This is a genomic window from Selenomonas sp. oral taxon 892 str. F0426 (assembly GCF_000468035.1).
GTDB lineage: Bacteria > Bacillota > Negativicutes > Selenomonadales > Selenomonadaceae > Centipeda.
On the sequence record NZ_KI260523.1, the window covers coordinates 36177 to 58343 of the forward strand.

Annotated in this window: 21 protein-coding genes; 19 read left to right on the forward strand and 2 right to left on the reverse strand. The window is 51.2% G+C overall.

Annotated elements, in window-relative coordinates:
• Positions 1-15 precede the first annotated feature (15 nt).
• The 6 genes from mrdA (at position 16) to HMPREF1992_RS01180 (ending at position 7364) form a co-directional block, all read left to right on the forward strand.
• Positions 16-1806 carry a penicillin-binding protein 2 gene (gene mrdA / locus HMPREF1992_RS01155; protein WP_021683971.1) on the forward strand — a complete coding sequence of 597 codons (1791 nt, stop codon included), beginning with the start codon at positions 16-18 and terminating at the stop codon, positions 1804-1806.
• 9 nt (positions 1807-1815) lie between these two features.
• Positions 1816-2475 (forward strand): septum site-determining protein MinC, encoded by a 660-nt coding sequence (minC, locus tag HMPREF1992_RS01160; protein WP_021683972.1) that lies wholly within the window; start codon positions 1816-1818, stop codon positions 2473-2475.
• Positions 2476-2484: 9 nt separating this feature from the next.
• Positions 2485-3279, forward strand: coding sequence for a septum site-determining protein MinD (gene minD / locus HMPREF1992_RS01165; protein WP_021683973.1), 795 nt, complete (start codon positions 2485-2487; stop codon positions 3277-3279).
• Positions 3280-3291: 12 nt separating this feature from the next.
• A complete protein-coding gene (minE, locus tag HMPREF1992_RS01170; RefSeq protein ID WP_021683974.1) occupies positions 3292-3579 on the forward strand; it encodes a cell division topological specificity factor MinE in 288 nt (95 codons plus the stop codon).
• Positions 3576-4682 carry a rod shape-determining protein RodA gene (gene rodA, locus HMPREF1992_RS01175; protein WP_021683975.1) on the forward strand — a complete coding sequence of 369 codons (1107 nt, stop codon included), beginning with the start codon at positions 3576-3578 and terminating at the stop codon, positions 4680-4682. The genes minE and rodA overlap by 4 nt, the downstream gene beginning before the upstream one ends.
• Positions 4683-4751: 69 nt before the next feature.
• Entirely contained in the window at positions 4752-7364 is a 2613-nt protein-coding gene (locus tag HMPREF1992_RS01180; RefSeq protein WP_037357935.1) for a TIGR03960 family B12-binding radical SAM protein, read from the forward strand.
• Here the strand turns inward: HMPREF1992_RS01180 and HMPREF1992_RS01185 are convergent.
• Complete coding sequence (locus tag HMPREF1992_RS01185; protein WP_021683977.1) at positions 7361-8251, reverse strand: transglycosylase domain-containing protein; 891 nt, start codon at positions 8249-8251, stop codon at positions 7361-7363. The two genes, HMPREF1992_RS01180 and HMPREF1992_RS01185, sit on opposite strands and share 4 nt — an antisense overlap.
• 17 nt (positions 8252-8268) lie before the next feature.
• Complete coding sequence (locus HMPREF1992_RS01190; protein WP_037357938.1) at positions 8269-9027, reverse strand: DUF4931 domain-containing protein; 759 nt, start codon at positions 9025-9027, stop codon at positions 8269-8271.
• Between the two features lie 139 nt (positions 9028-9166).
• On the opposite strand from HMPREF1992_RS01190, the gene trmD reads away from it, so the two are divergent.
• The 13 genes from trmD to HMPREF1992_RS01255 all read left to right on the forward strand — a co-directional run bounded on the left by trmD (position 9167) and on the right by HMPREF1992_RS01255 (position 22114).
• The gene (trmD, locus tag HMPREF1992_RS01195) at positions 9167-9901 is read left to right on the forward strand and encodes a tRNA (guanosine(37)-N1)-methyltransferase TrmD (protein ID WP_021683979.1); all 735 of its coding nucleotides are present in this window, start codon (positions 9167-9169) and stop codon (positions 9899-9901) included.
• A gap of 113 nt (positions 9902-10014) precedes the next feature.
• Positions 10015-11472 (forward strand): nicotinate phosphoribosyltransferase, encoded by a 1458-nt coding sequence (locus tag HMPREF1992_RS01200; protein ID WP_037357941.1) that lies wholly within the window; start codon positions 10015-10017, stop codon positions 11470-11472.
• 14 nt (positions 11473-11486) lie between these two features.
• Entirely contained in the window at positions 11487-12347 is an 861-nt protein-coding gene (locus tag HMPREF1992_RS01205) for a shikimate dehydrogenase (RefSeq protein WP_021683982.1), read from the forward strand.
• Between the two features lie 67 nt (positions 12348-12414).
• Positions 12415-13536 (forward strand): tRNA guanosine(34) transglycosylase Tgt, encoded by a 1122-nt coding sequence (tgt, locus tag HMPREF1992_RS01210; RefSeq protein WP_037357945.1) that lies wholly within the window; start codon positions 12415-12417, stop codon positions 13534-13536.
• 22 nt (positions 13537-13558) lie between these two features.
• Positions 13559-13843 (forward strand): preprotein translocase subunit YajC, encoded by a 285-nt coding sequence (yajC, locus tag HMPREF1992_RS01215; RefSeq protein ID WP_021683984.1) that lies wholly within the window; start codon positions 13559-13561, stop codon positions 13841-13843.
• An 11-nt stretch (positions 13844-13854) separates the two neighbouring features.
• A complete protein-coding gene (locus HMPREF1992_RS01220) occupies positions 13855-14469 on the forward strand; it encodes a 5-formyltetrahydrofolate cyclo-ligase (RefSeq protein WP_021683985.1) in 615 nt (204 codons plus the stop codon).
• On the forward strand, positions 14466-15725 hold the full coding sequence (secD, locus tag HMPREF1992_RS01225) for a protein translocase subunit SecD (RefSeq protein ID WP_021683986.1): 1260 nt from the start codon (positions 14466-14468) through the stop codon (positions 15723-15725). Before HMPREF1992_RS01220 ends, secD begins: the two co-directional genes overlap by 4 nt.
• A complete protein-coding gene (secF, locus tag HMPREF1992_RS01230; protein ID WP_021683987.1) occupies positions 15718-16635 on the forward strand; it encodes a protein translocase subunit SecF in 918 nt (305 codons plus the stop codon). Before secD ends, secF begins: the two co-directional genes overlap by 8 nt.
• 135 nt (positions 16636-16770) lie before the next feature.
• The gene (recJ, locus tag HMPREF1992_RS01235; RefSeq protein ID WP_037357948.1) at positions 16771-18762 is read left to right on the forward strand and encodes a single-stranded-DNA-specific exonuclease RecJ; all 1992 of its coding nucleotides are present in this window, start codon (positions 16771-16773) and stop codon (positions 18760-18762) included.
• Positions 18752-20983: a bifunctional (p)ppGpp synthetase/guanosine-3',5'-bis(diphosphate) 3'-pyrophosphohydrolase gene (locus HMPREF1992_RS01240; protein WP_021683989.1), complete on the forward strand. Its 2232-nt coding sequence runs from the start codon at positions 18752-18754 to the stop codon at positions 20981-20983. The genes recJ and HMPREF1992_RS01240 overlap by 11 nt, the downstream gene beginning before the upstream one ends.
• 124 nt (positions 20984-21107) lie before the next feature.
• Positions 21108-21359, forward strand: a complete 252-nt coding sequence (locus tag HMPREF1992_RS01245; RefSeq protein WP_021683990.1) for an IreB family regulatory phosphoprotein — start codon at positions 21108-21110, stop codon at positions 21357-21359.
• Positions 21356-21781: a Holliday junction resolvase RuvX gene (ruvX, locus tag HMPREF1992_RS01250; RefSeq protein ID WP_021683991.1), complete on the forward strand. Its 426-nt coding sequence runs from the start codon at positions 21356-21358 to the stop codon at positions 21779-21781. Before HMPREF1992_RS01245 ends, ruvX begins: the two co-directional genes overlap by 4 nt.
• A 30-nt stretch (positions 21782-21811) precedes the next feature.
• Positions 21812-22114 (forward strand): DUF1292 domain-containing protein, encoded by a 303-nt coding sequence (locus HMPREF1992_RS01255; RefSeq protein WP_021683992.1) that lies wholly within the window; start codon positions 21812-21814, stop codon positions 22112-22114.
• The last annotated feature ends 53 nt before the right edge of the window (positions 22115-22167 follow it).

A 22167-nucleotide genomic window follows, 5' to 3' on the forward strand; every position in this document is an offset into this window, starting at 1 on the left:
TCTCGGAGTGTAATTGTGAACGAACATGAAGATTTTAGTGGGCGCCTCCAATTTCTTAGCGCGGTAATTGTGCTTATTATTCTTGTACTGATTGGCCGTGCGGGGTATTTACAGGTTTATGACGGAGAACTCTATGCACGACTTGCTGAGGGCAATCGCATCCGCATCATACCGGCAGAAGCCGCTCGTGGGACATTTTACGATCGGAACGGAGAGCTCCTCGTTACGAATCGTCCGGGATTTGCAGTATCTCTGCTCCCTCTGACGGAGCCTATTTCTCCTGAGGTAATGGCGCGCGTATCAAAGCTCATCAATGTTCCTGTGACTGAGATTCAGCAGAAGATTGATGCGCATGTTGGCTTCGATCCAATACGTATCAAGACTGATGTATTGCCCGATATCGTCACGATCATCGAGGAGCAGAAGGACGACTACCCCGGTGTTGTGATCGAGGTACTGCCGATCCGCGATTATATCTATGGAGAATATGCAGCGCACGTATTCGGCTATGTGAGTGAGATCAATGAGGAGGAGCTAGAGCGTCGCAAGGACGAGGGGTATAAATCCGGCTATATTATTGGTAAGTTTGGTCTTGAGCGCATATATGACAAGGATGTCCGCGGAATCAACGGCGGCGATCAAGTCGAAGTGGATGTATCGGGACGTCCCATACAGCTGCTTGGACGTCAGTCACCTGTACCGGGAAACGATCTCGTTTTGACTATTGATAAGCATATCCAGGAGGCGTCAGAGCGGGCGGTTGATGAACAGCTTGCTATTGTGCATGCACATGCAGCAGCAGTCGTCGTCATGAATCCACAGACGGGTGAGGTATTGGCAATGGTCAGCCGCCCAGCCTTTAACCCAAATCTTTTTGCGGGCGGTATCTCCACGCAGAACTGGAATGTACTGAATAACAATCCCTATCATCCGATGGACAACAAGGCGATTACAGGTGAGTATCCGCCAGGTTCGACATTTAAGATTGTAACAGGTACAGCGGCGCTCGCTGAGCATAAGGTGACGCCGCAGGAGAAAATCTTCGACGCGGGACACCATTGGATCATTCCAAAGACAAACGCTGGTGGTGAAGCTCTAGGATGGATCAATTTTCAAGAGGCGATGGCTCATTCTGATAATGTCTATTTTTATGAGATGGGCAATCGTCTCGGTGTCGATGCTCTTGAGCGATATGCGCGTATGTTTGGACTCGGTGAACGCACGGGAATCGATCTGCCGTATGAGGCGGAGGGGCTGGCGCCAAACCGCAAATACAAGCAGGACAACTATGAGGATGGCGAATGGTATCTTTCAGAGACGTTCGACGCGGCGATTGGGCAGGGCTTCAATCTCGTAACACCGCTGCAGGCAGCAATGGTCATGGCAGAGATTGCAGCGAATGGAAAGCGGTATCAACCACATCTCGTTCAGCGGATCGTAGATGTCAATGGCAATACCGTGCGGGAGTTCCAGCCTAAGCTCCTATCGGAGCTGGATGTGAGTCCGACGGTGATCCGAAATGTGCAGGAAGGTCTACACGATGTTACGAAGATCGGTACGGCAGCGGGCATATTTGCCGGGTTTCCGATCGATATTGCGGGAAAGACGGGAACCGCAGAGAACTCTCAGGGCCGTGACCATGGATGGTTTGTGGCCTATGGGCCGTATGTAAATCCGAATATCGTCGTTGCGGTTATTGTGGAGCAGGGTGGTTTTGGCTCTATGTCGGCTGTGCCGATTGGACGCAAAATCATGGAGGCGGCTTTCCGACTGGATCGTACTCCACAAAATGTAGGGAACAAGTGAGGGACGGAAATGAGCGAGGATAAGATCAAGATCAAAGGAGAAAATGACGGGCTTATGCTCGGCTTCCCCGCCGATATATCCTTTTCAGAAATCATAGAGGAACTCGAGAAAAAGTTGGAGTCTGGATCCGGGTTCTTCTTGCGCGGCACACTGGTACGTGTCCCGCGAGATTTTTTTACAAAAGAAGAGCTGGCTCAGATGCAGGAGCTTTTTCGGTCGCATGGACTCATTTGCCGTTTGGCAAAGCCAGAGCCGGCCGCTCCCCTCACTCCACCCGCTGACGAGCATCGGGTACAGATTTCTGAAACACCTAAGTTGACAGCGCAGGACACGCAGGAGCTGCAGCGTATGCTCATCATTGACAAGACGCTGCGCGGCGGCCAAGCGGTGGAGACAGAGGGCTCTGTCATTGTATTTGGTAATGTCAACCCGGGAGCTCAGATCACGGCAGGCGGCAGTGTGGACATTCGCGGAACATGTCGCGGTGTCGTGCATGCGGGGGCAGCGGGGGATTCGACTGCGTTTATCATTGCAGATCATCTTATGCCGACACAGATTCGGATTGCAAACTATGTGGCGCGCTCGCCGGATGAACCGGAGGACTCCGGAAAGGCAGAACGCGCCTATGTCAGAGATGGTCAGATAGTCATTGAGCCAATAGAGAGGTAGGTTCGAAATATGAGTGTGATCTATGTGGTGACATCGGGAAAGGGTGGCGTCGGCAAGACGACAACGACCGCGAATCTAGGGGTAGGCTTTGCCATGCGTGGCAAGAGTGTTGTCCTCATTGACACGGACACGGGGCTCAGGAATCTCGACCTCCTGCTCGGCCTCGAGAACCGCATCATGTACGATTTGGTCGATGTGACTTCGGGACGAGTGCCCTACAAGAAGGCACTCGTAAGACATAAGAAATATGATTCTCTTTTCCTCTTGCCAACATCACAGGTTAAAGATAAAAGCGCGGTGAATCCCGAGGAGCTTGCGGCTCTCTGTGAGGAGCTTCGTCGCTCCTATGATGTCATTATTATTGACTGCCCTGCGGGGATTGAGCAGGGGTTTCAAACGGCCATTGCGGCTGCCGATACGGCAATTGTGGTGACGATGCCCGAAATCTCAGCCGTACGTGATGCAGACAAGATTATTGGTGAACTTGGTCGTGCTGACAAAGATGATATCCGCCTTGTTGTGAATCGTATTCGCCCGAAGATGATTGAAAAAGGCGATATGCTTGATATGGAAGATATCGATGAGATCCTTTCGGTCGGATGCATTGGCCAGATTCCAGATGATGAGATGGTCGTGACGAGTACCAACCGCGGTGAACCGTGTGTAACCATGCCGGATTCTCCTGCGGGACAGGCGTATCTGGATGTGGTGGGACGTCTCTCGGGTGAGGAGATACCGTTCCGCGAGTTTGCGAAGGAAAGTCTCTGGGAGACGATCAAGGGCAAGCTCTTTGGGAAAAAGTAAGGAGGTTCCGGTGTGATTGAGGCACTCAAAAGGCTTCTTGGGAAAAAGGAAAGTTCCGGCGATGTTGCGCGCCGCCGCCTCCAGCTCGTTATCATCAACGATCGGGCGAACGTCTCCCCAGAAATCATGGACAATATGCGCGCAGAAATCATCCAGGTGATCTCGAAATACATGTATATCGATACACGGGAGATGGAGTTCGCGCTCGAAAACGAGAATGATACAATGGCGCTCGTCGTCAATATTCCTGTTGTCAGTGTACAGCATGGTGGCAGCGATCTCTCAAGGCGTCGGCGATGATAATCTCGAAAAGGCTCCTGCGGCGCACGGACCTGACGCTCATTGCAGCAACGGCTGCAATCGTCATCATGAGTCTTATCATCATTGGCAGCGCAACGCATGTCAATACGCCGAGTGAGGAGCGTTACTGGTTTGTCCAGCGCCAGGGGATTTCGATCATCGTAGATATTGCCCTTGCTGCATTTCTGATGAACTTTGACTATAAGATCTTGCAGCGCTATGGCAACCACTTCTATGTGTTTAACCTGATTTTACTGATCTTGGTCATGCTGGTCGGGCAGACAGCACTTGGTGCACAGCGGTGGATCGCACTCGGTCCCATCAGCATACAGCCATCAGAGTTCTCAAAACTCATCATGATTATTGCGCTTGCCGCTATGATGGAAAAGCGTGGTAAGATACAAAGCCTTACCGATCTTGCTCCGATTGCCGGGTATGTTGCGGTTCCGTTTTTACTCGTTCTGAAGCAGCCTGACCTTGGCACATCACTTGTTTTTCTTGCAATCTTCCTGGGCATGGTCTTTGTTGCTGGAATTCGTCTGCGAATCCTCTTTGGCATTTTTGGACTTGGACTTGCAGCAATGCCTGTGCTCTGGCATTTTCTCAAGGACTATCAAAAAATGCGCATCATGGTTTTCTTGGATCCAAATGTCGATCCTCTTGGTGCGGGCTATCATATCATCCAGTCAAAGATTGCAATTGGATCGGGACTTCTGTTCGGAAAAGGGCTTTTTGGCGGAACGCAGAGCCAGCTGAACTTCTTGCCCGAAAACCATACTGACTTCATCTTTTCGGTTGTGGGAGAGGAGCTGGGGTTCGTTGGATGTGCCATTCTCCTGCTGCTTTATCTCATCGTTCTCTGGCGCGGTGTTAAGATTGCGCGGGATGCGAGTGATACGTTCGGACGTCTGCTTGCCGTCGGAATCACCTCGATGATTGCATTCCATGTTCTTATCAATGTCGGGATGACGATGGGCATCATGCCTGTTACTGGGATTCCGCTGCCGCTCATGAGTTATGGAGTAAGTTCACTCACAACGAACATCATGGCAATCGCGATTCTGCTGAATATTCAGCTGCGGCGGCAAAAGTTGTTGTTTTAGAGAAACTTGTGAGGCTGTTCGCCTTCGCGCGGCAGCCTCTTTTCTGTGTATATGGGGGAGTACAAAACAATGGTGCAGCTTGATCACAGTATCCTACAGTCGGTACTGAAACCTGCGCGCTATACGGGCGGCGAATGGAATGCCGTCCGAAAAGACTGGGACGGTGTGCGATGCAAATTTGCATTGGCACTGCCAGATGTCTATGAAGTCGGCATGAGCAATCTTGGGCTGGCCATTCTCTATGAAATCTTGAATCGTCGTATGGATACGATGGCAGAGCGTGTCTATGCACCATGGGTTGACATGGAGGAGAAAATGCGTGAACGGGAGATTCCTCTATTTTCACTCGAGAGCCGTCGTCCCATCGCTGAGTTTGATTTCCTTGGATTCTCGCTCCAATATGAGATGATCTACTCGAACGTTCTCAATATGCTTGACCTCGCAGGAATTCCTCTCTATGCTCGGGAGCGCAGCGAGGAAATGACGTTCGTCGTGGGCGGAGGCCCCTGCGTTTATAATGTCGAGCCCGTTGCAGACTTCTTTGACTTTTTCGTAATTGGGGAGGGGGAGGAGGTCGTTCCAGAGATTTGTGATGTATTTATCACCTGGGATACAGAGGGACGGCCGGAGGGGCGAAAGGGCTTTCTCAAACGACTTCTCTCTGTCGAAGGCATCTATGTGCCATCGTTCTATGAGCCTGTCTATGATGCTGGAGGAGATTTCCGAGAGTTGCGTCCTCTGCATCCAGAGGCGCGTCCCGTAATCTATAAGCGTGTTGTTCGCGATATGGATGCAGTGATCTCCGTGGAGCATCCAGTCGTACCCTATATGGACATTGTGCATAACCGTATTATGATGGAGCTTTTCCGCGGCTGCTCGCGCGGCTGCCGGTTCTGTCAGGCAGGGATTGCCTATCGTCCAGCACGTGAGCGAACGGAGGAGCGTCTCCGTCGCATGGCAAATGGTTTGATCGAAACGACTGGGTACGATGAGATGAGCCTCACATCACTCTCCTCAGCAGATTACTCCTGCCTTGGTCGTCTGGTGGACGACCTAATGAAGGACAACGAAGGGGATAAGATCAGCTTCTCACTGCCGTCCCTGCGCATCGACAGCTTTTCGATTGACCTCGCACATAAAATGCAGCAGGTCCGCAAGTCTGGACTTACCTTTGCACCGGAAGCGGGGACTCAGCGTCTGCGCGATGTTATCAACAAAGGGGTAACGGAGGAGAACCTCATAGAAGCATGCGGTGCAGCATTTCGTCACGGGTGGAAGCAGGTGAAGCTCTACTTCATGATGGGACTGCCGACGGAGACGGACGAGGACATTATCGGGATTGCGCGACTTGCCAAAAAGGTGGTCGACCTCTATACAGAGATTCGTGGACGACGTGGATGTAAGGTAACGGTCTCGGTTTCCTGCTTTGTACCAAAACCATACACGCCATTCCAGTGGTTCGGGCAGCTGTCGATGGAGGAGTTCCAGCGCAGGCAGCGGCTGCTTAAAGAGCACATCACGGATCGGTCGATTACGTTCCACTACCACGACGCACGCCTCTCCGTAATTGAGGGGGTATTTGCGCGCGGTGACCGCCGGCTTTCTGCTGCGCTTTATGAGGCGTGGAAGAGCGGTGCAAAATTTGACGGTTGGTCGGATCTCTTCGACGACAGCCGCTATTTTGCCGCTTTTGAGAAATGCAGCATCGACTGGGAATATTTTAGTCGACGTACGCGTACAATTGGCGAACCTCTGCCGTGGGCACATACCTCGCCCGGCGTGCTAGAGCGCTTCTTGAAATCGGAATGGCAGAAAGCTCTTGCTGCTTCTCTCACGGAGGACTGCCGTCGCACGCATTGTACGGGCTGTGGTATCTGCCCAACTCTCGGGGTCGATGTGATCGACTACGCGGGCATGGAGGAAAAGCGCAGCTCTGAACAGACAAAACAATTTGCGCAGTCTGTGGAAAATGATACAGCGATGCCCCCCGCAGAGCGCAAACTCTTCGTTTATCGTGGACTAATTACGAAGGGGGAAGAGCTGCGTTATGTTTCACATCTGGACTATGCAAACCTCTTCGTTCGTGCATGCAAACGAGCAGAACTCCCGATGGCGTACTCGGAGGGCTTCAACCCGCATATGAAGGTCGCATTCGCCTCTGCGCTGTCCCTTGGTGCGGCGAGTGATGCCGAATATGTGGACTTTGAGATGACGGAGGAACTCGCTGCCCCTATTGTAATGGAACGACTTTCAAAACATCTGCCGCGCGGTGCCCAGATTGTGCGCCTCAAAATTCTGAAAGGGAAGCATAAGGCGCTGATGGCGGATGTGGACGAGGCCCGATATCGGATCGTCCTCGCCTATACGGGTGCGCTGGAGGCAGTACGTGAGAGTGTGCATCGCTACAACGAGGCAGATACGGCCGTATGGGAGAGGGTGACCCCAAAGAAGAGCCGGACTATTGAGACGAAGGCGTATATAAAAACGCCCGTCTCCTTTCAACTAGAGAACGGGCGCCTGATCTTCTGGATGAATCTGGTGGTGACACCACAGGGCAGTGTGAAGCCAATCGAGATCCTCAGCCTCATGGTACGGGACTTTGACCTTCCTGTCGATCCCAGTGAGGCATATGTCACTCGCATTGGACTCTTTGCCGACGGCATAGCATTGATTGACCGCTAACGATCCTCTGGGCGGAAGATGAGCGGCTGTATCTTCGCATCCTCGGCAGTGCGCGCATCAATGAGTCCCTGCGCCTCCATTGCATCAAGTACGATCGCCTGCCGCTTCTTTGCAGCAATAAAGTTGGTAAATGGGGAAAGCTCTGAGGGGGCATTCGGAATGCCGGCGAGCATAGATGCCTCAGGCAGATCGAGCGCAGCGGGTTTTTTTGCGTAGTATCCTGCGGAGGCATCATTTACTCCATAGAATCCTGCGCCGTAGTAGACGACATTCAGATACATCTCCAGGATCTCGTCTTTGGAATAGGCAATCTCAATGTCCAGAGCAAGCAGCAGCTCCTCCGCCTTGCGCGTGAAGGTCTGCTCATTTGCGAGGAAGAGATTCTTTACAAGCTGCTGGGTGATCGTGCTTGCCCCCTCCTCAATGCGTCCGCGCTGGATGTTGACGAGAGCTGCGCGTGCTACTCCAGTCACATCAAATCCCCAGTGGTCATAAAAGCGCCGATCCTCAATGGCAACAATGGCGGTTCTCAAGTCTGGAGAAATGTGCTGGATGGGGACATAGTTTGAGCGGTTGAGACGTGCTTCAATCGAACGCCGAATGAAGAGAACACGTGCAGCCTGTTCACCAATATCGGGGGCGTGGAGCTCATGGAGCTGGTTGGCAGGGAGCTGCCGTTCTGCGGCAGGCAAGAGATCACCAAGCTCCTGCCAGACACTTGGAACAAAGAGGAATGTTCCAAGGGAGACAAGGAGAAGACACAGCGCCGCACTCAAGAAAAAACGCCCAAATTTACGGGGCGTTTTTTTCTTGCTTGTCCGCTTCCGCGTAGATGTCCTGCGCCTTTGTTTTCGCTTCGGTGGCGACTCCTTTAAGGTATCGGTCATTATGCACTCCGTTTGTTTCAAAAATATTTTGCGCGGATCCGATCCCGCATCTCTGAAAGGTTGGAGGGCAGGAGACGGATGTTGTATCCGATGAAGATGGGTGACGTAGCAAAGCGCGGCATGATCTTGATGAAGATGTCCGTTCCTTCGTTGTAGAAGAAGATATTATAACTTGTGAGCGGTCGGCGGAAAGCATTCATCAGAAAATCTACGCAGATCTGGATATAGTCAGCAATTGTCTCTGTTGCGTGCGTGTCGGCGGGTACAATATTGAGTTCCCAAAAGCCAACACGCGGCTGGGTTGACAGGCTGAGCACAACGCCGTTTCGCTCGTCTACGACGAGGCCGTCGAACTCGCTGCGGCGGAACGCAAGCTCCTGTCGAAACGAGGGGAATCCGACCAGCTGCATGTGAGGGTGACGGATTGTTCCCCCCGAATATGGTCCGTAATTCTTGAAGAAGAGCACCGTTTCATATTTTCCGCTGGTACGCATACGCTCCCAATGATCCATGCCAAAGGCAATGAGGCGATGCATATGTGCTTGGCTGTAGCTTGGAATATCTATGTCACAGTTTTTTCCCTCAATGAGGACGAACTGATCTGCCTCCTCGATGACGTTGTATTTATTCTTGAGTAGAATGATGTCGCCATCTGTCGCAATGATATCCGTGAGTTCATCCGTTGCACAGAAGGGGCATGCATTGTCTTTGTGAATGATGTTCTCGGGCTTCTGTCGTCCGATTTCTGTATTGAAATGGGCAAGATTGATGTCCATAAAAAGCTCCTGATGTCGTTTTTCTCGTCTTATTATATATCTTCTGTGCGCATTCGTAAAATATTTTATGAGGACGTCCTTATTCGTATCTTCGTTCATGGTATAATGAGAGGGATTCAAGAACAGGAAGGGAGCAGCTATGAGGATTGATTTGGTGACGCTTTTTCCCGAGATGTTTACAGGTGTATTCGGTACAAGTATCATCGGGCGGGCCGTGGAACGAGGTATATTGGAGATTGCATATACGAACTTCCGTGACTACTCAACGGACAAGCATCGCCATGTGGACGATACGCCGTGCGGTGGCGGGGCGGGCATGGTGTTGAAGCCCGAGCCCATTTACAGCGCTGTGCGCGATATCTGGGCGAAAACAGCCGCATATGCAGGGAAGCGCTGTACGATCATTTTCGATCCTGCGGGCCCCGTGTTCACACAGCAGACGGCAAAGGAACTTTCCGACTATGAGCAGATCGTTCTCATCTGTGGACACTACGAAGGGTTTGACGCACGTGTCTACGATCTCGCTGATCGACGTATCTCTGTGGGAGATTTTGTTTTGACGGGCGGAGAGATTCCTGCCATGCTTGTGGTCGACGCGACCGCACGAATGCTGCCAGGAGTGCTCGGCGATGAGACATCCGCGCCGACGGATTCCTTCTTTGATGTTTTGCTGGGATACCCGCAATATACGCGACCACGTGAATTTGAGGGGAAGACGGTTCCTGAGGTGCTTCTTTCTGGAAATCATGCGGAGATTGCACGTTGGAGGAGAGAGCAATCCCTCCTTGCTACGCTTCAGTATCGACCAGAGATTCTCCCTATGGCAAAGCTGATGCCGGAGGATTTGAAATTTCTTGCGCTGCAGAGCAAATAAACGACCTTTGCGTGAATACGCAGGAACTGATATAATAACCAATTATATCGTTTCGTCGATTTTTGAAATTACAAATGGAGTCATGAGGATTTCAGTGAAGGAGGTCAGTATTTGTGACACAGTTTGATAAGAGAAACTTATCCATGATGATGGATTTTTACGAGATGACGATGTCGTATGGATATTTTGATGGACATCATGGAGATGTACGTGTTGCCTTTGATCTCTTCTTTCGTTCGGTTCCAGATAAAGGCGGTTATGCGGTGTTCGCCGGACTTGAGCACGTGATTGAGTTCGTTGAGAACTTATCCTTTTCGGAAGAAGATATTGAGTATTTCCGTCAGCAGAAACTATTCTCTGAAGAGTTTCTGACATTCTTAAAAACTTTTCGCTTTCGCGGAGATATCTATTCACTTCCAGAGGGGACGATCATCTATCCCGATGAACCTCTGATGACTATTGTTGCGCCTGCCATTGATGCGCAGCTTCTTGAGACGGCGATCCTTTCACAAATCAACCATCAGTCTCTGATTGCAACGAAAGCATCACGTATCGTACGTGCCGCAGAAGGGCGAAGCGTGTCCGATTTCGGTGCACGCCGTGCACATAATATGGACGCTGCAACATATGGTGCTCGTGCAGCTTATATTGGCGGTGTGGACATGACAGCAACTGTTTCGGCAGGACAGCAGTTCGGTATCCCCATATCGGGGACGATGGCGCACAGCTGGGTCATGTTCTTTGAGGATGAGTATACGGCATTTAAGAGCTATGCCAAACTCTATCCGCAGGCGACGGTGCTCCTCATTGATACGTATGATGTTATTCACTCCGGTCTCCCGAATGCAGTACGTACGGCACATGAGGTCTTGGAACCGCAGGGACATCGTCTCGCAGGGGTTCGCATTGATTCTGGGGATCTTGCCTACCTATCAAAGCGTATCCGCAAAATACTCGATGAGGAGGGGCTCTACGACTGTAAAATCATCCTGTCAAACAGTCTCGATGAGTTCACGATTGCCTCACTTCTCCTTCAGGGCGCACAGGTGGATGCCTTTGGTGTGGGGGAACGCCTGATTACAGCGAAGTCCGACCCCGTCTTTGGCGCGGTCTATAAATTAGTAGCTGTGGAAAAAGGGAATGACTTCATTCCCCGGATTAAGATGTCGGAAAATGTGGAAAAACTCACGAATCCAGGCCTCAAGGATCTCTATCGTATCTATGATGATCACGGAAATGCGGTCGCAGATATGCTTGCTATGTGCGGCGAAAAGATCGATCTCTCGACTCCTTTTCGCTATGTCGATCCCAGTAAGCCGTGGAAGAATCGATTCTTTGAAGGATTCTCCGCAGTGAATCTGCGTCGTCTTTACGTGAGTCAAGGGAAGCGTGTGGAGCGGCTTCCTCATTTGAATGAGATACGCGCCTACGTCCGAAAGCAGCTCTCGGATGAGATCTGGCAAGAGGAGCAGCGGTTTGAAAATCCGCATCGGCACTATCTCGATATGACCCCTGCATACTACGAACTCAAAATGAGTCTGCTCGATGATATGCGCGGCAAGCACAGCTGAGAGGGGAAAAAGCAATGATCACAGGAACGACAAGGCTGTTGGGCGTCATTGGTGCGCCCATCGAACATAGCCTCTCGCCGATCATTCAGAATGCTGCTCTACGTGCCGCGAATCTGGACTATGTCTATACAGCGTTTCCTGTCTCTCGATGCGCACTCGATTCAGCGGTGCGCGGACTTCGTGATGCCGGTGTTGTCGGATTCAATGTAACGATTCCGTTCAAGACGGAGGTCATGCGGTTGATGGATGAGCTGAGCGAGGATGCACGGCGCATTCAGGCGGTCAACACGGTTGTTGTCCAGAGTGACGGAAGACTCCGTGGCTGCAATACGGATGCCATCGGCTTTTGCGCGGGTCTAGAGGAGAGAGGGATTGACCTCCATGGGAAAAAGGCCGTTTTGATCGGGGCGGGCGGCGCCGCGCGCGCAGCACTTTGGGGGCTTCTGCGCAGTGGGATTTCCTCGGTGGATATTGGAGTTCGTACCATAGAGAAAGGACAAATGCTCTGTTGTGACTTTACGATGGATGCAGATGTTCATGCATATCGATTTGATGATTCTGCGTTTTCGACTGCGCTTAGTTGTGCAGACATTGTTGTGCAGACGACGCCGATGGGGATGACACCGGACATAGAGAAGATGCCTCCGGTAGATATTGCAGCGATTCATCCAGCCGCTGTTCTTTATGACCTCATCTACACACCCGACAACACCTGCTTTCTTCGGGAGGCGGCTGCACGCGGACATGAGACCATCAATGGGGAGGCGATGCTTGTCGCGCAAGGCGCGGAAGCATTTTTCCTATGGACGGGAGTGCGCCCAGATACAAGCCTCATGAAGCGGGTGCTGCGCGAAGAGCTGGTACGCAGGGGATAATTCCTGTTTTGAAAACTTTTTCTATTTGTGATATAGTATAGCTTGTTTTGAGAATGGTGGTGTATGATTGGCAGCGATTACCTATGAACTGATTCGTAAAGATGCGGTGACAGGCGCGCGTGCTGGCGTGATTCACACACCGCACGGGAGCTTTCCAACCCCAATCTTTATGCCGGTAGGCACACAGGCGACGGTTAAGGGAGTATCGCCCGACGAGTTGGAAGACCTCGGTGCAGGAATTATCCTCAGCAACACCTATCATCTCTTTCTCCGCCCCGGGATGGAACTTGTTCGTGAGGCAGGCGGGCTGCATCGCTTCATGCACTGGGATGGAGCAATCCTTACGGATAGTGGCGGCTTCCAGGTATTCAGCCTCGGTGATCTCAGGAAAATCACAGAAGAGGGGGCCACGTTCCGCTCACATATCGACGGCTCCAAGAAGTTTCTCTCACCAGAGGTGTCGATGGAGGTTCAGAAAGCCCTAGGCTCTGACATTGTCATGGCATTCGATGAGTGTATTCCGTATCCTGCTGATCATGCCTATGCAAAAGCATCAACAGAGCGAACACAACGCTGGCTTATACGCTGTCGTGATGCAATGGTCGATGCAGAACAACAGGGCCTCTTTGGTATCGTGCAGGGCGGCATGTATCGGGATCTGAGAGCATGGCACGCGGCCGAAGTGACTGCACTTGATCTGCCGGGCTATGCGATTGGCGGGCTGAGTGTCGGTGAGCCGCATGAACTGATGGAGGAGATCCTCTCCTATACAGTTGATCTTTTGCCGGAGAACAAGCCCAGGTATCTCATGGGCGTCGGTACGCCAGACTATCTTCTTACGGGGGTACGCCATGGAATTGACATGTTTGACTGCGTATTCCCCACACGTGTGGCACGCAATGGTATGGCAATGACGTGCACAGGGCGGCTTGTCATGAAGAACGCCATCCATACACATGATCATGCGGTGCTTGAGGAAGACTGTGGCTGCTATGCCTGCCGCAATGGTTACACACGGGCATATATCCGCCATCTTGTGCGCACGGAGGAAATCTTTGGACTTCGTCTCCTGACCCTGCACAATCTTTATTTCCTGCAGGAATTTATGCGCCGTATGCGTGCAGCAATCATTGAGGGTACGTTTTCAGCGTTTTATCAGGATTTTATGAGCCATTATCATAAAAGATAATTTTTTTGAAGGAGTTGTATTTATGGATGCAGAAATGATGGCACAGCTGAGTTCGTGGGGGCCTATTATCATATTGGTCCTTTTCTTTTATTTTCTCCTCTATCGTCCGCAGAAGCAGGCTCAGAAGAAGCGTGAGGATATGCTCAGCCGCCTCAAGGTCGGGGATGAGATCATAACGCTCGGTGGTATGCACGGAACGATTACCGCACTGGATGACAAAACCGTGACCCTGGCTGCGGCAGATACGGTCCACATCGTCTTTGAGCGCTCCGCAATTAGTGCCGTGAATACGTCGCAGCAGGAGTAATTACGACGGCGATGACGGATGCACTTTGTGCTGTACAAAAGAGTGCGCTGCGGGGGGATATGACTGTCAAGCGACGTGCTCTGTCACTTGAGGAGCGTGTGCACATAAGTCAGATGATATGTGGACGCGCTATGGAAGAGTTGGTCTTGCAAAATGCCCAGACGATCATGCTGTATGCGTCGATGCCGGAGGAGATCAATCTGTTTCCTCTTATGGAAAAGCTGCTGTCTGACGGGCGGCGCATTGCGCTTCCACGGATCGTTGAGAGAGGCCTGATGGAGGCCTGGGAACTTCGTGCGATGGAGAATCTGGTCCCAGGGAAATTCGGCATCCCCACACCGGATCCTTTGTACTCCACGCGTATTCCACCCACAGAGCTCGAGCTTGTAGTCGTTCCTGGAGCGGCATTCTCTCCAAATGGGGGACGTTTGGGCCTGGGGGGCGGCTATTATGATCGGTTTTTACCACAGGCGGAAAATGCTGTGCGCTTTGCGTTAGCCTTTGATTTCCAACTTGTTCCATTCGTTCCGATGGGGAGACGGGATGTTCGTGTAGACTATGTTTTAACGGAGCATCGACGCGTTTCTTGTCGGGATGTATTGAGAAAGAGGTGTGAGGACTGTTGAGACAACATAGTCTGTTAAAGCTCGTAATTTCGATTGCGGTCATTGTCGGTGCGTTTTTTTTCCTGGCCAAACCTCTCGCTGGTTCCATTCGTCAGGGACTTGATCTGCAGGGTGGAACGCATGTTGTGCTGGAAGCGGTCGATACCGAGCAGGCACAGGTCAATGACGATTCCATGAATCGTGTTGTCGCCATCATGGAGAAGCGCGTCAATTCGCTTGGTCTGACGGAACCGATTATCCAGCGCGAGGGTGACCGCCGTGTCATCATTGAGCTGCCTGGTATTAAGGACCCCGATGCAGCAATTCAGACCATCGGTAAAACGGCGATGCTCGAGTTCCGTGACGAGGAGGGGCATACGGTGCTGACTGGCACGGATCTAAAGGATGCGCAGGCATCCACAAATCCGCAGTCTGGGCAGAATGTCGTCAATCTAGAGTTCTCAGATGAGGGCGCACAGAAATTTGCCGATCTCACGATGCGAAATGTCGGCCGTACGATTGCGATTCTTTTGGACGGCGAGGTTCTCACAGCGCCGAATGTGCGTGAGCCAATTCTTGGCGGGCGTGCTGAGATTACAGGTCAAAAGACCCTCGAAGAGGCTCAGAATCTCGCCGTCGTCCTTCGTAGCGGTGCACTCCCTGTAAAGGTGGAGATCATCGAAACGCGCACGGTTGGTCCGACACTGGGGCAGGACTCGAAGGATAAGTCCCAGTTTGCGTTTGTCGTTGGCCTCGGCGCCGTTGTCGCCTTCATGATTTTCTTTTATCATCTCTCAGGAATCATTGCAGATGTGGCTCTGATGGCCTATACCGTCATGCTTCTTGGGATTCTCTATCTGATGGATGCGACATTGACCCTTCCGGGCGTTGCGGGCATTATTCTCTCGATCGGCATGGCTGTTGATGCAAACGTCCTCATCTTTGAACACTTCAAGGAAGAGTATCAGGTGAACCGTAAATCGCTGCGGCTCGCGATGGATGCGGGCTTCAAGCGTGCGTTTACGACGATCTTCGACTCAAATGTTACGACGCTGATCGCGGCAGGTGTCCTCTTCTTCCTCGGAACGGGAACGATTCGAGGCTTTGCCATTACGCTCGGCGTTGGAACGATCCTATCGATGTTCACGGCGATCACTCTGACGCAGTTCATGCTCAAGCTCATGATCAATTCCAAGATATCGGAGAATCCATGGCTCTATGGTGCGAATGGCTTCATGCTTGGGATAAAAAAGACGGGGGATGAGAAGAATGCCTAAGTTCAATATAGCGGGACACCGCAGAATCTTTTTTGCTATCGCGCTCCTTCTCATCATTCCAGGGATTATCTGCATGGGGATGCGTGGATTTAATTTCGGCATTGACTTCACCGGCGGAACCATTATGGATCTTCATTTTGAAAAGCCTGTGACGCTTCCCGAGGTGCGAACGAGTCTCGCTAAGTACGGGTTAGACGGAAGTACAATCCAGCTTTCAGGAGCGGCGTCCGGGGTGGAGTCCTCCGAGAATGTCATGATTCGTACTGTTGATCTCGAGGAAAACCAACGCAAAGAGGTCATGGCCTCGCTTACACAGGATGTTGGTTCCTACACCGTTCTTCGTGAAGAGAAGGTTGGTGCTACCATTGGAGGCGAACTCATTACGAATGCGGTACTTGCGCTTGTCATTTCGTGGGGGCTTATCATCGTCTATGTTGCCTATCGCTTTGAGTGGCGATTTGGCGTGTCAGCAGTTCTTGCACTGATTCACAACATTCTTATTGTGCTCGCAGTGTTCTCGTTTACGCAGCGGCAGATTGACTCATCCTTTATTGCAGCGCTCTTAACAATTGTCGGGTATTCCATCAATGATACGATTGTTATTTTCGACCGTATTCGTGAGAATTTGAAACTTCATTTCCGTCGTGACGGCGATATCGAGGAACTGGTCAACCGTTCGATCTATCAGACATTGACACGTTCGCTCTATACGGTCTTTACCGTTTTGTTCACGACATTTGCGCTTTACTGGTTCGGTGGAGAGACCACGAAAGATTTTGCCTTTGCGCTCCTCGTCGGATTTGCCGTTGGATGCTATTCATCCATTTTTATTGCAAGTCAGTTTTGGATTGAGCTGCGCAATCGTACGGATCAACGTTCTGCTGCAAAACCAGCGGCGGTGGAGGGATAATATCGTAATTTCAAAAAGCCTCCTTTGTCGATACGGGGGCTTGAATCGGTATATCCAATATAAAGTTAGGGCTGTTGCACGCAACAAATGAATGTGCATCAGCCTCTCTTTTATTATTGTGAAAGGGGGGATACTATGCTGAAAGAATGGATTGTGAACGAGGCAACTGCAGAAGGCGCTGCCCTTGCCCGCGAACTTGCGATCGCACCGATCATCGGACAGATCCTTTGGAACCGTGGCATACAGACGGCAGATGCTGCGCGTACCTTTCTGCATCCTGCTGAGGCCCCTTTTCATGAACCATTTCTTATGATGGATATGGAGAAGGCATCAGAACGTATTTTGGAAGCGATTCGTAGGGATCAGCAGATTGTCGTCTATGGGGATTACGATGTGGATGGTATGACCTCGACCACACTGCTCATGAAGAACATTCGAAGTCTTGGCGGCAAGGTCTCCTATTATATTCCAAATCGATTTACCGAGGGCTATGGCATCAATCTTTCTGCGCTTCATCAAATAGCAGCGGAAGGATGCGAGCTGCTCGTCACTGTAGACTGCGGCATTTTGTCTGCAGATGTCATTGCAGAGGCGAACTGTGGGATGGATATCATCATTACGGATCACCATCTTCCAGGAAGGATACTGCCAAATGCATATGCTGTCATAAATCCGCATCGTACGGACTGCTCTTATCCATTCAAGGATCTTGCAGGCGTTGGCGTTACGCTTAAACTTGCACAGGCACTCTGGAGGATGGAGAAGGGACAGCCGTACGCAGACGATTTGGATATCGCCGCACTTGGGACGATTGCTGACCTTGTTCCGCTCATTGGGGAGAATCGAAAGATTGTTCAGATGGGACTTACGCAGATGACACAGTCTCCCTGCGCTGGAATCGCTGCACTCATTCAAGCAGCAGGTTTCGAAGGAAAGACGGTCAATACTGGCGTGGTTGGCTTCCAGCTGGCACCGCGTCTGAACGCAGCGGGACGCCTTGAGACAGCACATCGCGGTGTGGAACTGCTTACCTCCATCGATCCAAGAGAGGCAGAACATATCGCTGGAGAGCTCAATGAACTCAATACAGAACGTCGTGATCTGGAACAGAGTATCCTAAGTGAGGCAGAAAATATGCTTGCGGGGATTACACCGGATACACCTGCTATTGTGGTCGCAGGGGAGCATTGGAGCTCCGGTGTCATCGGTATTGTAGCTTCTCGTCTCGTTGATAAATACTACCGACCGAGTATTGTTCTCACACGTCAGGGAGATATCTGTAAGGGATCCTGCCGCAGTATAGCGGGACTAAATATGTATGACGCACTGACTGCATGCAGACATACGCTTATCCAATTTGGCGGACATGAGATGGCTGCAGGTCTTACACTCGCATGGGAGAGCGTGGAGGATTTTCGATGTGCATTCTCGAACTATGTACATACACATTTGAGAAGCAGAGACTTTCTGCCAAAAATACGTATCGAAGGTCTTGTTGCGCCAGCGGACTGGACGCTTGAAATAGTAGAGGAACTTGCTTGTCTCGAACCCTATGGCATGGGAAATCCACGCCCTGTTTTTGGAACGCGTGATTTTCGTCCACGGTCTGCATCATCGATTGGCGCAGAGGGAAAACATCTGCGCATAGAGGTTGGCAGCCGAGAAAAACGTGTGTCAGCGCTCTATTGGAACGCAGGAGATCTTGCAGAGATTGTGACCGAAGAAGCAAGTGATCTCGCCTATACGCCGAGCATCAATGAGTGGCAGGGGATACGCTCTGTACAGTGTATGGTTGATACTATCATGCCGGCTGAGCATGAATGTATCTTTCCAGACCGTGCCTTGCTTAGATCCGTGTATTCATTTCTCAGAAGACTGCGAAGAGACGATGGCCGGATTGCAGGTAATACGATAGTGCTTACCCGGCAGTTCTCGCGGGATATAGGACATATCTCGCGTTATACCATGGAGAATGCTCTTTGTATTTTCCAGGAACTTGGTATACTCCGTCCTCTTCCAGAGGGCGTCTGGGAGTTCATTCAACCCGCGGGGAAAATAGAATTGATGGATGCGCCGACATTTCGACGGTATGAGGAGAGCAAGGGGGACAAGCAAGATGCCAGATGACATGCAGAGGGATATCACACTCGATATGATCTTGGATAAGGTGCGTTCCTATCAGGCGGATGCAGACATCGAGAAGATCAAAAAGGCATATGCCTATGCGGAGAAAGCACATCGTGGACAGGTACGCATCTCTGGTGATCCCTATATCATGCACCCGCTCAATGTTGCCTATATTCTTACGGGACTTCATCTTGATGACGAAACCATCTGTGCTGCACTGCTGCATGATGTGGTGGAGGATACGCATGCTACCCTCGAAGAGATGGAGGCTGAGTTCGGCAAAAACATCATGGAACTCATCGATGGTGTGACAAAACTCGGTCGTATCGAATATATGTCCAAAGAAGATGTCAAGCTTGAGAATTACCGCAAAATGTTTCTCGCAATGGCCAAGGATATCCGTGTCATCATGATCAAGCTTGCTGATCGTCTGCACAATATGCGGACACTCAAGTATATGCGTGAGGACAAGCGTCATCGTATTGCGAAGGAGACCATCGAGGTCTATGCCCCCCTGGCCAACCGTCTTGGTATCTCCAACATCAAAGTGGAACTTGAGGACCTTTGCCTGCGTTATCTTGAACCGGAGGCATACTATGCGCTCGTAGAGGAAGTCAAGCACAAACGAAAGGAGCGCCAGGAATTCATACGGGAGTCCATTCAGCAGATTCGCGAGAAGCTGGAGGCTGCTGGAATCGAGGCTGATATCAAGGGGCGCGCGAAACATTTTTACAGCATCTATCGGAAGATGAAGAGGGATAATAAGAGTGTCAGTGAGATCTACGATCTCTCCGCCGTACGTGTACTTGTACCATCTGTCAAGGACTGCTATGGTGTGCTCGGTGTCATCCATGCGATGTGGAAGCCTATTCCGGGAAGGTTTAAGGACTACATTGCCATGCCAAAATCAAACGGCTATCAGTCCCTGCATACAACCGTCATGACACATGGTTATCCGCTTGAGATTCAGATCCGCACGCACTCCATGCATCAAGTCTCAGAGTTTGGTGTTGCGGCTCACTGGAAATATAAAGAAGCAGGGCGGAGCATCAATGCGGCCGATGAAAATGATCAAAAGATGTCCTGGCTGCGTCAGATGGTCAGCCTGCAAAAGGAATATGATGACCCAAAGGAATTCTTTGAGGCACTCAAGTTGGATGTGTTCTCCGATGAGGTTTTTGTCTTTACGCCGCGTGGAGATGTCATCGATCTGCCCAAGGGATCGAATCCAATTGATTTTGCCTATCACATTCATACGGAGATCGGTCATCACTGCGTTGGGGCAAAGGTCAACGGGAAGATTGTACCGCTCGAGTATAAACTCAAGAATGGCGACATCGTATCCATTGTCACGAACAAGGCGAGCAATGGGCCAAGTCCTGATTGGCTGAATACGGTCGCATCTTCTGCAACGCGGAGCAAGATCCGTGGATGGTTCAAGAAGGAGAACCGCGAGGAGAACGTTGAACGCGGTATGAACCTCATTCGCGACGAAGCGAAGCGGCTTGGCTATGCGCCAAAGGAACTAATGGCAGGAGGCCGCCTTGGTAAGGTTGCGGAGAAGCTCAACGTACAAAGTGAAGATGACCTGCTTGCAGCGCTCGGGTACGGCGGCGTAACCCTGCGTGGTGTTATGACGAAGCTTATTGAACTGCACCAGCAGTCAATCAAGGACAGCACACCGCCCGAGGTTTCGCAGATGCTTTCCGAACTCAAGGCGCCGCGCAGAGGAAAGCGAAAAAAGGCGAGCCATGGCGTCCTCGTCGAAGGGGAGGGCGGCTATCTTGTGCGCCTTGCACGCTGCTGCAGTCCGATCCCAGGTGACCCTATCACGGGATATATCACACGCGGGCGCGGCGTTTCGGTTCATCGCTCCGACTGTCCGAATGTCCTCAACGATACGGAGTTCACTCGTGTAATCGAGGTGAGCTGGGATATCGGGCTGGACAAGGAGTATACCGTCGGCATCGAGATCATTTGTAATGACCGTAACGGCATGCTCTCTGAGATCCTCGCAGTGCCTGCTGAGATGAAGGTGAACATTCACACCGTCAATGCCACACCCAATCGCCGTAATAAAACCTCAACGGTCCTTCTTGGGCTCAATGTGAGCAATATAGACCAGATCACACAGGTTATGACGCGTGTCCGCCTGTTAAAGGATGTCTACCGTGTCACGCGCACACTTGGAAGTTCAGGTCTTTCTGGCAGCGAGGCATGATGCGGTCAGATTGTTTTTTCGTCCATTTTGTGGTAATATCTACCATGTGATTTTAGTATGCATATCTGCGATGAATGCAGTCCGGGAAGATTTATTATAGATATTCCACGGTGAGGTGAATCAAATGGATGAACAGAAAACAATGATGTTCTCCTTCGGTGAGGATAAACCGAAGGCGGATGTCGTCATACGAGCGGCCGCAGCGGCCATGCGGGAGAAGGGGTATAACCCCATCAATCAGCTGGTCGGCTATCTGCTCTCCGGTGATCCTGCATATGTGACGAGTTATCAGGATGCTCGGGGGAAGATCCGCAGCCTTGAGCGTGATGAATTGCTCGATGAACTTGTGCGCTTCTATCTGGAGAACGAAAAATGAAGCGATATCTGTCGCTTGATATTGGTGATGCGACCATTGGGGTTGCTGTGAGCGACCTTCTTGGACTCACGGCGCAGGGAGTGGAGACCATTCGCCGTAAGGAGCTCTCCTCAGATCTCGACTGTCTCGCTGCACTCGTTCAGGAGTATGAGCCTGCGGCATTCGTTGCGGGACTGCCAAAGCATATGAACGGAGACGAAGGAGAGCGATGCCAAATTGTCCGCGCTTTTATGGCGGATGTCGCAGGGCGGTTTCCAACGATTGAGATACACTATTGGGACGAGCGTCTTTCGACGGTAGCTGCCTCGCGTGCGCTCCTTGAGGGGGATGTCTCTCGCAAGAAGCGACGTAAGGTCATTGACAAGATGGCAGCGGTCTATATACTGCAGGGGTTTTTAGATCGACAACAGCATTTGAAGTAAAGTCTGAGCAGTGAAATAAAGGAGTACAAAATGACAGAACATGAAGAACTTCACGATGAGGATGTTATCGTCGTCATGACGAATGAGGATGGTGATGAGAGATACTACCGTGAGGAAATGATCATCCCCATCGGTGATGATCGCTTTGCTGTCCTGATCGCTCTCACGGCTTCCTCGGAGGAAGATCTCGAAAACGCCGAGGAGGGGGATGAGGCGACGATTGCGAAGATTGTCACGGACGAGGATGGTGAGGATATCTATACTGATCCGACGGACGAGGAGTTTGATGCAGTGCGTCAAGCATACGAACTTCTGGAAGACGAGGATGAGTGACGAGAGAGAAGGGAGCTGTCATCAGAGGGAGATGACAGCTTTTTCATAGGGAA

Coding starts and splice junctions, on each gene's coding strand:
- trmD (WP_021683979.1), top strand. CDS start 9,167: ATGAGGATTGATTTGGTGACGCTTTTTCCCGAGATGTTTACAGGTGTA.
- minD (WP_021683973.1), top strand. CDS start 2,485: ATGAGTGTGATCTATGTGGTGACATCGGGAAAGGGTGGCGTCGGCAAG.
- recJ (WP_037357948.1), top strand. CDS start 16,771: ATGCTGAAAGAATGGATTGTGAACGAGGCAACTGCAGAAGGCGCTGCC.
- secF (WP_021683987.1), top strand. CDS start 15,718: ATGCCTAAGTTCAATATAGCGGGACACCGCAGAATCTTTTTTGCTATC.
- minC (WP_021683972.1), top strand. CDS start 1,816: ATGAGCGAGGATAAGATCAAGATCAAAGGAGAAAATGACGGGCTTATG.
- HMPREF1992_RS01180 (WP_037357935.1), top strand. CDS start 4,752: ATGGTGCAGCTTGATCACAGTATCCTACAGTCGGTACTGAAACCTGCG.
- rodA (WP_021683975.1), top strand. CDS start 3,576: ATGATAATCTCGAAAAGGCTCCTGCGGCGCACGGACCTGACGCTCATT.
- HMPREF1992_RS01220 (WP_021683985.1), top strand. CDS start 13,855: ATGACGGATGCACTTTGTGCTGTACAAAAGAGTGCGCTGCGGGGGGAT.
- yajC (WP_021683984.1), top strand. CDS start 13,559: ATGGATGCAGAAATGATGGCACAGCTGAGTTCGTGGGGGCCTATTATC.
- ruvX (WP_021683991.1), top strand. CDS start 21,356: ATGAAGCGATATCTGTCGCTTGATATTGGTGATGCGACCATTGGGGTT.
- HMPREF1992_RS01245 (WP_021683990.1), top strand. CDS start 21,108: ATGGATGAACAGAAAACAATGATGTTCTCCTTCGGTGAGGATAAACCG.
- HMPREF1992_RS01190 (WP_037357938.1), bottom strand. CDS start 9,027: ATGGACATCAATCTTGCCCATTTCAATACAGAAATCGGACGACAGAAG.
- HMPREF1992_RS01205 (WP_021683982.1), top strand. CDS start 11,487: ATGATCACAGGAACGACAAGGCTGTTGGGCGTCATTGGTGCGCCCATC.
- HMPREF1992_RS01240 (WP_021683989.1), top strand. CDS start 18,752: ATGCCAGATGACATGCAGAGGGATATCACACTCGATATGATCTTGGAT.
- HMPREF1992_RS01185 (WP_021683977.1), bottom strand. CDS start 8,251: ATGACCGATACCTTAAAGGAGTCGCCACCGAAGCGAAAACAAAGGCGC.
- HMPREF1992_RS01255 (WP_021683992.1), top strand. CDS start 21,812: ATGACAGAACATGAAGAACTTCACGATGAGGATGTTATCGTCGTCATG.